The sequence below is a fragment of the Shewanella maritima genome (assembly GCF_004295345.1).
In the GTDB taxonomy this organism is placed as follows: Bacteria; Pseudomonadota; Gammaproteobacteria; order Enterobacterales; family Shewanellaceae; genus Shewanella; species Shewanella maritima.
The window spans coordinates 121362-134750 of record NZ_CP036200.1; the positions used below are offsets into that span (position 1 = coordinate 121362).

Below are 13389 nucleotides of genomic sequence, written 5' to 3' on the forward strand. Positions count from 1 at the left end.
ATTATGGAAGATACCAATAAAGGCTTGATTGCCTGGTTTGCCCGTAATAGCGTTGCGGCGAACCTGCTAATGATCATCATCTTGCTTGGCGGACTTTTAACTGCTAGTACCATTCGTAAACAGTTCTTCCCTGCTGTAGATATCAACTGGATTGAATTTAGCGCTCAATATCCAGGCACTGCGCCGCAAGAAGTGGAAGAAGGCATTACCATCAAGATTGAACAAGCGCTCGAAAGCGTTCAGGGCTTAAAGCGGGTAATCACCTACTCTAACCGCAACTTTGCGAGTGGTTATTTTCAAATCGAAGATGATTACGATCCGCAAGTGGTGCTAGATGAAGTAAAATCTGAAATTGACTCTATCTCAACCTTCCCAGGTGGTATGGAAAGCCCTAAGGTTGAGCGGATCAAGATCCGTCAGGAAGTCATGTACCTAAGTCTTTATGGCGACTTAACTCAGCGTCAGCTTAAAGATCTAGGTGAAACGATTCACAACGAGATCATGCAGCTTCCCGGCGTGAACATTTCTGATTACTACAGCGGCTTAGGTTATGAAATTAGCGTAGAAGTCAGTAAAGATCGCCTGCGCGAATTTGACTTAACCTTTAACGATGTAGCCAATGCAGTTCGCGGCTATTCGCGCAACATGTCCGCCGGGCAAATTAAAGCTGAAAACGGCTATATCAATTTACGCGTACAAAATCAGGCTTATGTAGGTTACGAATTTGAAGACTTACCTTTATTAACACTTGAAGATGGCACCACACTGCTGGTGGGGGATGTGGCGACCGTTCATGATGGGTTTGAAGAAGGCATTCAATATTCAAAGTTTGACGGCATGAACTCTGTTACCTTCTTTGTTGGCGCATCAAAAAACCAAAGTATTACTGATGTCGCGTCTGTGATGCACAAATACATAAATAAAAAGCAAACAGAGCTGCCACAAGGCGTAACATTAGAGCCTTGGGTTGATATGACCTATTACCTAGATGGCCGCCTGCAGCTAATGCTTGATAGCATGAAAAGTGGTGCGGTGTTAGTTTTCTTGATGCTGGCGTTATTCTTGCGTGTGCGCTTAGCGTTTTGGGTAATGATGGGTTTACCTGTGTGTTTCTTGGGAACCATCTTATTCATGCCGATGGGCTTTCTTGACATAACGGTAAACGTAATTAGTCTGTTCGCCTTTATTCTGGTACTGGGTATTGTGGTTGATGATGCCATTGTCATGGGCGAAAGCGCCCACAGTGAATGTCAGGAGCGTGGGCAAAATATTGATAGCGTGATCCGCGGTGTTAAACGTGTGGCGATCCCGGCTACCTTTGGCGTATTAACCACCATTGCCGCGTTCTTGCCTATTACCCTAGATGATGGCCCATCTTCAGCCTTTGGACGCGCGATCGGTGGCGTCGTTATCTTATGTCTACTGTTTTCACTCGTAGAATCTAAGCTAATTCTGCCATCTCACTTGGCCCATATGAAAAAGCCCAAAGCTGTTAAGCCTGGCTCTAAAAACCCATTAGATTGGCTGCGCAACGGGGTTAACTTTGTTCAGGGTAATATTGATAGTGGCTTAAAGTGGTTTATCGCCAATGTTTATCGGCCCAGCCTAGTTCTTGCTACTAAATATCGCTACGCAATTATTATGTTATTCGTCAGCTTTATTTTAGTTTGCGCTGGTTTATATCAGGGTGGATTGGTACGTTTTATCGGCCAGCCGAAGATCCCTCACGACTTCCCTCGCGTCACCGTTGAAATGAATGTAGATGCTTCTGAGTCAGCAACCCTAGAAGCCGCGCTTGCAATTGAAGCTGCGTTGTATAAGGTCGACCGTGATTTAGAAAAGCAATATGGCCAAAACATGATTTCGCAGATGCAAGTCGACCTTCGCGGTCGCACCCGCGCTGAAATCATGACTAAATTGGTTGACCCTGAAATTCGTCCACTCAATACCTTTGAAGTAGCCGAACTTTGGCGCCAAGCCATTCCACAAATACCTGGGGTTAAGTCTTTTAATATTCAAGACAGCCTATTTGGTGGCGGTCGCGATGATGGAGATATTAGCTTCCGCCTTGAAGGTAACAATGAGCAGCAGCTAATTGCTGCGTCACTCGCACTTAAGGAAAAATTGAACACACTTAAAGGTGTCAGTGACGTCAACGACTCACGCCAGTCAAGCACCAAAGAAGTTCAATTCTACTTAAAACCTCTTGCACACTCACTCGGTTTGACCCTGGCGAATATCGCGGGTCAAGTTGGTAATAGCTTCTACGGTCTTGAAGCCCAGCGTATTATTCGTAACGGTGAAGAGATTAAAGTCATGCTGCGTTACCCTGAAGAGCAACGAAACTCAATTGCTCTAGTACAAGACGTGATAATCAAGACCAATCAAGGTGCTGAGCTGCCATTATCTGAGGTTGCTGAAATTGCGGTTGTTCAAGGCGTTAATAGCATTCGCCGTGAAAACGGTAACCGTACTATTAACGTGTGGGCGACGGTTGATTCAGAGCAAGCTGAGCCATTTAAGTTAGCGCAAGATATTCGTGACAACTTTATTCCTGAGCTGCTAGCCAAGTACCCTACTGTTCAAAGTGAAGTATCAGGCAGCATTCAAGAGCAGCTTGATAGCGCAAATACCCAAATGCGTGATTTTGTGGTGTCTATGCTGGTGATCTACAGCTTGTTAGCGATTCCACTACGCTCGTACATTCAGCCATTTATGATCATGTCAGTGATCCCATTTGGTATTATTGGATCTATGCTTGGCCATATCATATTGGGGATCGACTTAAGTGCGTTGTCGGTATTTGGTATCATCGCCGCTGCCGGTGTGGTGGTGAATGACTCGCTGGTGATGGTCGATTATATCAATAACTCCCGTAAGCAAGGTGTGCCGATGCAGCAAGCTGTGCTCGATGCTGGTTGTCGCCGCTTCCGCGCAATTTTGTTGACCTCGCTAACCACCTTCATCGGTCTAGTGCCGATCATGACAGAAACCAGCATGCAGGCGCAGATGGTGATCCCAATGGCGGTATCACTGGCATTTGGTGTATTGTTCGCAACGGTAGTCACTCTGTGCTTAATCCCATGTTTGTACCTGGCAATTGAGGACATGAAAGCTATGGTTGCTAAGCTAATTGGGATATACGCGCCCCAGAAAGAACCTACACAGGCAAAAGCATAATTAATGACTTGATCGATTAGCTTGTAGCTTTCTAAATACAAAGGTCGCCTTCACGGTGACCTTTTTTATTGCTGTTTGCATAAGGATTTGTTTGCGCTAATTTCGACTAAAGCATGTGAAGCATATCGTGCAAACTAGCTATTAATCTTCAACAAAACATTGAATAATAGAATCACTTAGTTGCGATAAATGAGAGCCTTATGAGTCAGCGTAATATCAATGCCCTTTTCAAGCCTAAGTCAGTTGCGGTGATTGGTGCTTCTAATGGCGATAAAAAAGCCGGTAAAGGTTTGATGAAAAACTTGCTATCGAGCGGATTTTCAGGACCTATTATGCCAGTTACGCCTAACTACACTTCCGTGCTTGGCGTGCTCGCTTATCCAAGCATCGCAGACTTACCAATGGTGCCAGACTTAGCCGTAGTTTGTACCCACGCGAATAAAGTCCTTGGCATCATAGAGCAACTTGCTGATATTGGCTGTAAAGTTGCCGTTATTATGGCGTCAGGCATGGAGCAACTGCTTTGTGATACGAATAGCGACGTCAATGTGCTTGAGCAAATTAAAGCCAAAGCGAAAGCTAAAGGCATGCGTATTCTTGGGCCTAATAGTCTCGGTATGATTTTGCCCCCCATTGGCTTAAACGCCAGCCTTGCCCATACAGGCGCACAAAACGGCAAAATTGCATTTGTTTCTCAGTCGGCAGCCATTTGTACCACAGTGCTTGATTGGGCAAACAATAAAGGTATTGGGTTCTCGAGTTTTATTTCACTAGGCGACGCTGCCGATTTAGATTTTGACGAGCTTATCGACTATCTCGGGCGCGACAGTAAGACTTCTGCAATCTTACTTTACATAGACTCCATCAGTGAAAAGCAGCACTTTTTGTCTGCTGCCCGCGCAGCTTCTCATAATAAACCCATATTGGTGATTAAATCTGGCCGCAGTAATGAAGGCATGCAAGCGGCAATGCTTCACACCGGTGGCACAGCCGGTAACGACGCTGTGTATGAAGCAGCCTTTAGACGTGCCGGTATGCTAAGAGTTGAAGATTTGGTTGACCTGTTTGCCGCAGTTGAGAGTCTTGCTCATTCTGCACCGCTTAAAGGCGAACGTTTGGCCATTATTAGTAATGGCGGTGGCCCAGCGGTACTCGCTGCAGACGAGTTAATTATAAAAGGCGGCAAGCTTGCTAAGCTGTCACAACAAACCATTAGTGCCCTAGATGCGGTGTTACCTTCAACCTGGTCAAGACAAAACCCAGTTGATTTGATGGGAGACGCCGCCAGTGAGCGTTATGCTAAAGCACTTGAAATCGTGATGAACGATGAAAACTGCGACGCAGTGTTAGTGCTGCACTCGCCGTCATTGTTAGGAGAAAGCCAACAAATAGCCGATGCGCTCATCGATACTATTAAGCTACATCCTAAACGCAATCAGCTTAACATTCTTACTAACTGGAGTGGTGAGGACTCAGCATATGTTGCGAGGAAACTATTCAACCAGGCCAGTATTCCAACCTATCGTACGCCTGAAGGTGCAATTAGAGCCTTTATGCACATGGTCGAGTTTCGTCGCAACCAAAAATTGCTGCAAGAGATCCCTGAGTCGATCCCGGCTAACATTCCGACCAATAGTGAGCTGGCACGGCAATTATTGCAACAAGCCCAAGCTAACCAACAGCTGGAAATTGAAACTCATCAAGCTGCGCCTATTCTTGCAGCCTATGGACTCAATACCATTCAAACCGAGTTTATCGAGTGTAATGATGATGTCCAAAGCATGGCGCAGCAAGCTATTAACGCCGCCAATGCTATCGGTTACCCAGTCGCGCTTAAAGTGCAATCAAAAGATGTCATGTACAAGTCTGATGTTCATGGCGTCGTACTTAACTTAAGCTCAGATGAGGACGTTGCTAATGCCACGGAGTCAGTGCTCAGGCGTGTAAACCAAGCTAACCCTCGGGCACGCATTGAAGGGATTATCATTCAGAAAATGGCACTCACAGCCGGAGCACAGGAGCTTCGAGTGGCCGTAATTAACGATGGCGTGTTTGGCTTAGCGATTTGTTTGGGTGAAGGCGGCTCAGACTGGGATCCAACACGCGATGCGGCCGTTGCACTGCCACCGCTTAATATGTCCCTTGCCCGCTATATGGTCATTCAAGCATTAAAGAGCAATAAATTAAGAGATCGCCACCTGCCACTAGGGTTAAAAATGACCCCGCTTTGCGTCATGTTGACTCAGCTTTCACATCTGATTATCGATTGCCCAGAGATCAATGGTATCGACATTAACCCCGTGCTAGCCGCAGGTGACAATATAACCTTGCTTGATGTCAGGCTAAGCCTTAATCCTCTTGGACAAATCCCAACAAACCGCCTTGCGATTCAGCCTTATCCCAAGGAACTTGAAGAAACGGTTACCTTAAAGAATGAACTAAAAGTAATGCTGCGCCCTATTCTGCCTGAAGACGAGCCTAAGCATATGGACTTTGATAACTCGCTGTCTGACGAAGATAGATACAAACGCTATTTTGGTGTTCGAGCAAAGATGACCCATGAAGAAATGGCAGTATTGACTCAAATTGATTATTCAAGGGAAATGGCATTTATTGCCACTATGTTTGATGACAAGGGTAACGAGATTACTTTAGGCGCTGTCCGCGCGTCAATCGACCCCGATAATACCGAAGCCGAGTTTGCCATGGCGGTGCGCAGCAATTACCAAGGTGTGGGTTTGGGCCGAGCATTACTGGAGAAGCTAATTCGTTACTATAAGCACAACGACACTCAAGTATTGACTGGCTTTACCATGTTTGAAAACCGCAGTATGGCAAACCTGGCAAAGTCACTGGGGTTTGATGTCAGCTTTGATATGGAAGAGCAGCTGATCAAAATGGACATGAAGCTTAAGTAATTGAATTGCCATGAATCAAAAAAGACCAGCACCTAAAGCAGATACTGGTCTTTTTTACACGAAAGCGTTTTTCAATCTAATGAGGTACCAAGTGTTCGAAATTAGCATTTAACACAGTTAGTATTTAACACAGTTTCGCCCTGAAGCTTTAGCGTTATAAAGCTGCTCGTCTGCACGAGCTAACAAGGTGTCCATATCATCACCATTTTGAATCGCTGCAACACCGATTGAAATGGTTATGTGTCCGAGTTGCTGTTTATTCTCTTTGCCAATGGTTAATTGCTTCTGAGCAATGCGTTGGCGTATCTTCTCTGCTACGGTTACCGCGTCGCTAAGTTTGGTATCCGGCAACAAAATAACAAACTCTTCGCCGCCATAACGTGCAACAAAATCTTCACCTTTAACCGCTTGTTTAAGCGCCAGCGCCACATAGGCTAACACCTTGTCGCCAACTAAGTGTCCATAGGTGTCATTAAACTGCTTGAAATGATCAATATCGAGCACCATCAAGCTGCAACCTACATGCTGTTCATTAAACAAGGTCACTTGATCAGTAGCGAACATCTCATAGGCTCGACGATTGTTAAGCGAGGTTAGCTCATCAGTCATTGCAACCTTACTTAGGTTTTCCATTTCACCTTTCAAACTTGTAAGCTCACTGCCGAGCGTGTCCAGAGATTGCTTCATTTCCTTATTTGTCGCGAGCACGCTTTCGACCTCGGATGCAAGACTAACAATGAGGTTATTAAGCGTTTCTGGTGTTGGGTCTTGCTGCAATTCGTCACCAAATTTGTTCAAGTTGGTCGAAAAAGCTTCAGTACCTGTGCTTAGTTGCTCTATCTTGTTAAATAGGCTGTTGATCAGGATTTGCGTCTCGATTTGAACATTTTCAATCACTTCAGGTGAGCGCTCTTCAATAAAGCGATTATACAAGCCATGATTGACCTCAGCAGTAAACACAACTTCATTAGCGATTAATCCATCAATTGCACGTTTAAGATTGAGGTTAGTTTCAGCAAAATACTCAAACCAAACAGCATAATTTGCTGGAGTGACGGGGATATTCAGTGATGCCATTTGCGGCACTGCCAAGCGCAGAATGTCAGCTGTTTGTTCTAAGTTTTTGTTGTTATTCATAGTAGTTACGTCACCCAGTATAACGCGCATTTTATAACGCAGATGCAATATTTTATGTCATATTTTGAAACAAAAAACAAATGATATAAATACAACTAACCGGCTACAGATTATGTTTTAAACACACAGATTTACTAGGTGCTTTTTTGTATCTGCGAATGCTGAAAGCTAAGCTATATTTATTTTTAAATTATTTAACCCTTTTTCTGTTCGGCTGCGTTTATAGCAATAAAACTACCCAATGATATGTTATGCAAGGAACTATTATGACCTATAACAAGACATCAACTACTTTTGCGCTACCAATTCAATCAAGCATTGCCTCTTATATCGGCTCATCAAAAAAGCTACTTGCTGCTTTGACAATTGCCACAACAGCACTGCTTTCGGGCTGTGCAAGTACCGATTCAAGTGAGCAAGTATCGTTGAACACATATGTTTACCAACCTACGACTCATGCTCCTATCGAATCTATCAAGATGTTTCCTGCACCAGTTTCTGGCATGAAGCAACATATCATTGAAATGCCGCCGTTAACCGATGAGTCCAGGTATATGGTTGAGTTTCAACTTGGTAAAACAATGCTTGCAGACTGTAATCTGCGCGGTCTTTGGGGGAGCTAGCCACAAGAAACCTTGAGGGCTGGGGTTATAGCTACTATGAATTAACCGATTATTCGCCTGGCATGTCGACCATGATGATGTGTAATGAACCAAAAACTAACAAGTTCATTCCAATCAATGAGCCATTTACGATTAAATACGACAGCCGTTTACCTAAGGTATTTTACCTGCCAGCTGATGTAGAACTTAAGTATCGAGTTTGGCAAACGGGTGATCAATACCAAGACTCAAACAAATAGCTACCAATAGTTCAAAAGATAAAACTAGTTTTAATAAGCTGAGCGTCACGGTATTGAACTGTTGAAACTAGCAAGGTTTACTTTGTGAAAAATAGCGAGACAAATCTACCTAAGGTTGGTCTCGCTATTTTTGTGCAAACCGTAATGAGGCTAATAGCGGCGAATACGCACTACTTGCATCACTTCAACCTCAAACCCCGCAACCTGTTCTACTGCTGGGTAGTACACTAAACTGACTTTCTGCCCCGCCAGACTTTTATACTTTTTAGTGCGCTTGTACTTAAATGGGACTTGATAGCCTTTTAGCATTAACGTTTGAATAAACCACTCTCCCTGCTCTCTTTGAGTATGAGATTCAACCGTTAACCCTTCGCTGTGGATCAATTTGTCGTGCTTTTTAAGTAGTTCTTCTGCTTGTGGTTTCATCGTTATTGAATATTTTACTAGGTTACTGTGTTACTCAATTTATGTTGCTCGGCGCACTTAAGCCAGTTTTTTCACTTGAGCCAAGACATGTTCAAAACGAATATGCTGACATGTGGCAAACCCTGTTAGCTGGCGTACTTTAGCCCTCGAATATCTTGGCATCACCATGCCAATCAGGAATTTAGTTTTGGTATAAGCATCGGGCGCACTAAAGCCTTTATCCTGGGCTAACTGGCAAAATTCGTCGATATAACCCTTGATGATTTGATCGTTCAACACAGCTGATTGCTGAGTTTCAGGCAACACTTGAGCATTACCCAGACACACGCTACAACGCCCGCATTGTACCGCTGCGTTATGATCATCAAAATACTGTGCTAGGCGATAACTGATACATTGGTCAGTTTCGAAAAACGCGACCAACGCATGGATGCGAGCGATTTCTTTGTGCTCGGTATCAGCAAAATACGCAGTTAACTCATCGACTAAATTGTTTTCGGCGAGTAACTGCTGATTCACCTTATAGACCTGGGTGATTTTTTTAGTCTCTAGGCTAATCATATTTTTTTCAGATAAATACTCTAGCGCGGCTACCACGCGAGAGCGCTCGTGACCAAAGGTTTGTTGCAGTGCATTAAAGTCTAACTGTCCCCAGATTTTCTTAAATGCTGTGAACTCAAATATTTGTTTTAAGAATTGCTGGCGTTCGGCATTAAATTTAGCCAAGATCTCAGATTCGCTTAGCTCAAACTTATACTTAAAATCGGCGAAATAGGCGTAACTGGCCTGAAGCACGCCGCGAATTTCCAACTGAACCAACAAGGTTTTTAATGTTAAAAGTCGGATATTGGTTTGGCTAGAAATAGCGCTTTCTTGCATTTCCCAAACGCCAGAATCAACATTATGATGAATTATTTTGATTAGTTCAGCTATATCATCTTTCTGAGGTGTATCACCATAAACAAAATTCTCAATGGTATTAATGCCATCTTTGTTAGCAAGCGTAATACACTGTGAATCTTTACCATCACGCCCTGCTCTGCCGATTTCCTGACTATAATTTTCAATGGACTTAGGCAGGTCATAATGAATAACAAAACGAATATCACTTTTGTCTACACCCATACCAAATGCGATGGTTGCAACAATTATATTCACAGCACCTGACATAAAATCATCTTGAATTTGTTCACGCTGCGACGTATCCAGGCCTGCGTGGTATGCCTGAGCCTCAATGCCATTACTCGTTAAAAAACTCGCAAGATCTTCAGCGCTTTGCTGCAACGTCACGTACACAATACCGGCATTACCTTGTTGCTGATGAGGTGTAATTGAAGCCAGTAATTGCTGACGCTTGTGATGTTCAGGTGTTGCCATGACTTGCAGGTGCAGATTGCTGCGCTCAAATCCAGTTTGCACTATGCACTGTTCATTTATGCCAAATTTGGCAGCCATATCAAGTTTAACTTGTCTTTTGGCCGTTGCTGTTAACAATAAAACCTGAGCAATATTAAACTCTGTACGGATTTGCGGCAGCTTTAGATAGTCAGGTCTAAAATTATGTCCCCACTCAGAAATACAGTGCGCTTCATCAACCACTAACATCGAAATCGCAATAGAGCTAAGAAAACGCCTAAATCGTTCATTTTTAAATCGCTCTACTGACACCATCAAAATTTTAATTTGCCCTTCTCTAACCCCTTGCATGACATCTTTGGTCTGCTCAAACGTTAAGGTTGAGTCAATACTCGCGGCACTAACCCCTTTGCTCGCTAAAAACGCCAGTTGATCTTTCATCAGCGCAAGCAGCGGCGAAACTACCAAGGTGACATTAGGTAAACATAAAGCACTGAATTGATAACAAAGTGATTTGCCTGAACCTGTTGGGAATATTGCCAGTGAAGATTGCCCTGCGAGCAAGTGTTGGATAACCTGCTTTTGACCAAGATTAAACTGGCTGAAGCCAAACCACTGCTGCAGCTGCGACTCAAGATGAAGGTTATCTGGTTGATTGAAAGTGTTATTTGACATGTTGAGCATACTCCCTTGCCTCAAGTAAAAAGTAAGCTGCTAGGTAATAGCAGCTTAACGAGTGAGTATAACCACTGCTCAATTTAAGCTTTACGGGCAATATACTGATTGATCATCTTAGTGAGCATATCTTCAAAACCATCGATGACGTTATCTAGCTCTATAGTTAGCATGCTCAAGTATTTTTGCGCTTGTTGTTCAGTGAGACTTTTGCCATTTAGCGTAAACTGAATTTCAGGTTTTGATTTATCAAACCTAGGCACAACCTGCCATTTGTAGTGAACATTGCCTTTCGCTGCCAGCGCTTTTTGAACCAAAAGGCAAAATGCTTCAATATGATCAACACCATCCGGCCCTAAACACCCAGGTTCAAGCCGATACAAGATGGTAAGTTGCTTAACTGCTTCATTTGCCATGGTCTAATTATTCTCGTAATTCTTCTTTTTACTCAATCTTACGCAATCTTATATAAGTACCACTAACTTCTACTGGCAGCCTTTTTAACCGCATCGTTAAAGTTATTGATGTATAGCTCAATTGGCTTGATTATCTCTTTTTGCCTGCGGTTACGCCCAAGCAATGAAGATTCTACAAATAAATCAAACCAAGCCGTCAACGCCGCACCATTTTCTCGCTCACCAGCGGCTTCGAGCGCAAGCGCTGCAACCTCGGCAGTACCGAGTTGGAACTCATGGCTTCCTTTACGTAGCGCATAGGTAGCAAGTTGCGATGGCGCGATAGAAAGTACACTAAGTGTATGCAAATACGGGCTTTTACGAAACATCTTAATCGCTTGACGCCAGCTGCCATCCAAAAACACCAATAACGGCTTTTTATCTGGCGCTAAAACGCTTGCATCTATTTGGTTATAAATCGCCTGCTGTGACCCGATATACTGCTCTGGGAACACCAAAAACACCTGATATTGCGGATCGGCAAGTTGCGCTAGCATGTCAGGGTTTGGCTCTGTGCGCGACCACAAATATGCCGAAGTATTAGGAATAAGATCGGCAATCAAGCGACCACTATTTGTCGGTTTTAGCACTTCATCGTCGTACATAATTAGCATGACACTAATATTAGTGGACAAGAACTTACGATGCTCGCAGGTACAAAATTGCACGCCAAGTAGGCATTTAGGGCAGCGTATTAACTTTTTACCACGCGCAGTAAACGGCTTAGTTGATAACGCCTTGCGATAATTATAAAGCCTGTGCACAGCATGCACAGGCTCTTTAATTGCAGGAGACGTTTTTAGCAGCTGCTCTACAACGTCTACTTGAGGTGGTTTATTGGAGCTACGCATTAGAGGATACGGCGTAGTAAAAAGTCAGCTTTTATGCGTCGAATACGATTCATGATCTTCTTCACTGGCGCTGGATAGTTTTGCAAGGTATCTATCTGACTGTAATGGAACAATCGTTGAGTATGCTCAAGAATATGCGCTTGCTCTTGCTTGAACTGCTCTTTCCACACACCTGACTCATCATGCACCATCAGGCCATTTTCTAGATCTAACGCCCAGGCTCTCGGGTTAAGATTAGAGCCGGTGATCAGATGTGTTTTGTCATCGGCGCTGATCCCTTTAAGGTGATAGCTATTGATGTCGTGACGCCACAAATGAATATTGAGCTGACCATTTTCAATCGCCCACTGCTGACGCTTAGCAAATTTACGTAACATCTGCTCATACATATATGGCAATGCACCGATGGTAGAAAACGGTTTTTCTGGCGGAATATAAAAATCGTTAGCCGTTTTATCACCAACCACAATATCTATCTTCTTACCGTCTCTTAAATGTTTTGAAAGTGCTCGGTTAAGTGCTCTCGGTGGGTTGAAGTAAGGGTACAGATAAATAAATGATCTTCAGACTGATTCACGATGTTAACTACGGCATCATTAAGTTTGTTTTTCTTTGGCCCAAGGCCAACAATCGGCGTGATCCGGTTGCCAATACGCGTAGCTTCAAACTCATATTGCGCTTTTGATAAGCGATGTTTAAAACTACGGATCGTTTGTTTATCAGGCAAGACTTCGGTGTCAGCAGACTGAGTTAACGAAGTGACTGCAGGATCAGACAGAATGTAACGCTTGATCATATCATTCATCGACTTGGCTAATTCTGCTGATTCCACCATGTGATAACGATCGAAACGGTATTTGTCACCTTGTTGCAGGTAAATATTGTTAAGACTCGCACCACTAAAGATCACAGTATCGTCAATGATGAATCCTTTTAGGTGCAACACGCCCATGAACTCACGTGATTTAACCGGTACACCAACAATATTAATTGGGTGAGCAGCAGCGTCATTTAGCTTGCGATAAAGGATATAATTGCCACTATCGCCTTTGTGGCCTATTAGTCCACGACGAGCGCGGTGAAAGTCCACCAGCACATTAACCTCAAGCAGAGGGTTATTCGCTTTCGCTGCATAAAGTGCGTGTAATACTTCGCGGCCCGCTTCATCATCTTCGACATACAAAGCAGAGATAGAGATTGAATGCTTAGCCTGCTGGATTTTATCCAGCAGCGTCTGCTTGAAATTCTTCGGGTAAGTAACCAGCTTAATGCATCAGCATTAACTGCAATTCCACCTAGCTTATTCAGCAAGGCATCCTCCTTAACTTGCACATTGAGTCTCGCAAGGTATCAAAGATGATACTTTTAAAAGGCGAATTACTCGAAAACAACCACGCAAAATACAAGCAATAAACGGAATTTGTTTAGTTGCTAATTGCTGTTGGTGCACTAATAAATATTATTAAATCAATTTTGAGTTACAACCTACTCATATAGCAAGGCGTGGACAAGTAATTTCTGACATCAAA

Annotated in this window: 7 protein-coding genes and 2 pseudogenes; 3 read left to right on the plus strand and 6 right to left on the minus strand. The window is 43.5% G+C overall.

All coding sequences use genetic code 11. The features are described from left to right. The first annotated feature begins 3 nt into the window (after positions 1-3). Both EXU30_RS00665 and EXU30_RS00670 read left to right on the plus strand, forming a co-directional pair. Positions 4-3180 carry an efflux RND transporter permease subunit gene (locus tag EXU30_RS00665; protein ID WP_130597349.1) on the plus strand — a complete coding sequence of 1059 codons (3177 nt, stop codon included), beginning with the start codon at positions 4-6 and terminating at the stop codon, positions 3178-3180. 200 nt (positions 3181-3380) lie between these two features. After that, positions 3381-6098: a bifunctional acetate--CoA ligase family protein/GNAT family N-acetyltransferase gene (locus tag EXU30_RS00670; RefSeq protein ID WP_130597350.1), complete on the plus strand. Its 2718-nt coding sequence runs from the start codon at positions 3381-3383 to the stop codon at positions 6096-6098. A gap of 117 nt (positions 6099-6215) precedes the next feature. Here the strand turns inward: EXU30_RS00670 and EXU30_RS00675 are convergent, their stop codons facing one another. Then, positions 6216-7235 carry a GGDEF domain-containing protein gene (locus tag EXU30_RS00675; RefSeq protein ID WP_130597351.1) on the minus strand — a complete coding sequence of 340 codons (1020 nt, stop codon included), beginning with the start codon at positions 7233-7235 and terminating at the stop codon, positions 6216-6218. 524 nt (positions 7236-7759) lie between these two features. Between EXU30_RS00675 and EXU30_RS00685 the strand changes: the two are divergent. Further along, positions 7760-8097, plus strand: a pseudogene (locus EXU30_RS00685) (ecotin family protein). Between the two features lie 150 nt (positions 8098-8247). Here EXU30_RS00685 and EXU30_RS00690 read toward each other — a convergent pair. The 5 genes and pseudogenes from EXU30_RS00690 to pssA all read right to left on the minus strand — a co-directional run bounded on the left by EXU30_RS00690 (position 8248) and on the right by pssA (position 13171). After that, positions 8248-8523, minus strand: coding sequence for a hypothetical protein (locus EXU30_RS00690; protein WP_130597354.1), 276 nt, complete (start codon positions 8521-8523; stop codon positions 8248-8250). 57 nt (positions 8524-8580) lie between these two features. Continuing rightward, positions 8581-10554 (minus strand): RecQ family ATP-dependent DNA helicase, encoded by a 1974-nt coding sequence (locus tag EXU30_RS00695; protein WP_130597355.1) that lies wholly within the window; start codon positions 10552-10554, stop codon positions 8581-8583. An 83-nt stretch (positions 10555-10637) separates the two neighbouring features. Next, positions 10638-10970: a hypothetical protein gene (locus EXU30_RS00700; RefSeq protein ID WP_130597356.1), complete on the minus strand. Its 333-nt coding sequence runs from the start codon at positions 10968-10970 to the stop codon at positions 10638-10640. Positions 10971-11032: 62 nt separating this feature from the next. Next, on the minus strand, positions 11033-11860 hold the full coding sequence (locus tag EXU30_RS00705; protein ID WP_130597357.1) for a tRNA-uridine aminocarboxypropyltransferase: 828 nt from the start codon (positions 11858-11860) through the stop codon (positions 11033-11035). Beyond that, a pseudogene (gene pssA / locus EXU30_RS00710) lies at positions 11860-13171 on the minus strand (CDP-diacylglycerol--serine O-phosphatidyltransferase). The gene EXU30_RS00705 and the pseudogene pssA overlap by 1 nt, the downstream one beginning before the upstream one ends. Between the last annotated feature and the right edge of the window lie 218 nt (positions 13172-13389).

Bases quoted from the DNA above. Each gene is read 5' to 3' on its own strand.
- EXU30_RS00705 (WP_130597357.1), bottom strand. From the start codon at position 11,860: ATGCGTAGCTCCAATAAACCACCTCAAGTAGACGTTGTAGAGCAGCTG.
- EXU30_RS00670 (WP_130597350.1), top strand. From the start codon at position 3,381: ATGAGTCAGCGTAATATCAATGCCCTTTTCAAGCCTAAGTCAGTTGCG.
- EXU30_RS00690 (WP_130597354.1), bottom strand. From the start codon at position 8,523: ATGAAACCACAAGCAGAAGAACTACTTAAAAAGCACGACAAATTGATC.
- EXU30_RS00675 (WP_130597351.1), bottom strand. From the start codon at position 7,235: ATGAATAACAACAAAAACTTAGAACAAACAGCTGACATTCTGCGCTTG.
- EXU30_RS00665 (WP_130597349.1), top strand. From the start codon at position 4: ATGGAAGATACCAATAAAGGCTTGATTGCCTGGTTTGCCCGTAATAGC.
- EXU30_RS00700 (WP_130597356.1), bottom strand. From the start codon at position 10,970: ATGGCAAATGAAGCAGTTAAGCAACTTACCATCTTGTATCGGCTTGAA.
- EXU30_RS00695 (WP_130597355.1), bottom strand. From the start codon at position 10,554: ATGTCAAATAACACTTTCAATCAACCAGATAACCTTCATCTTGAGTCG.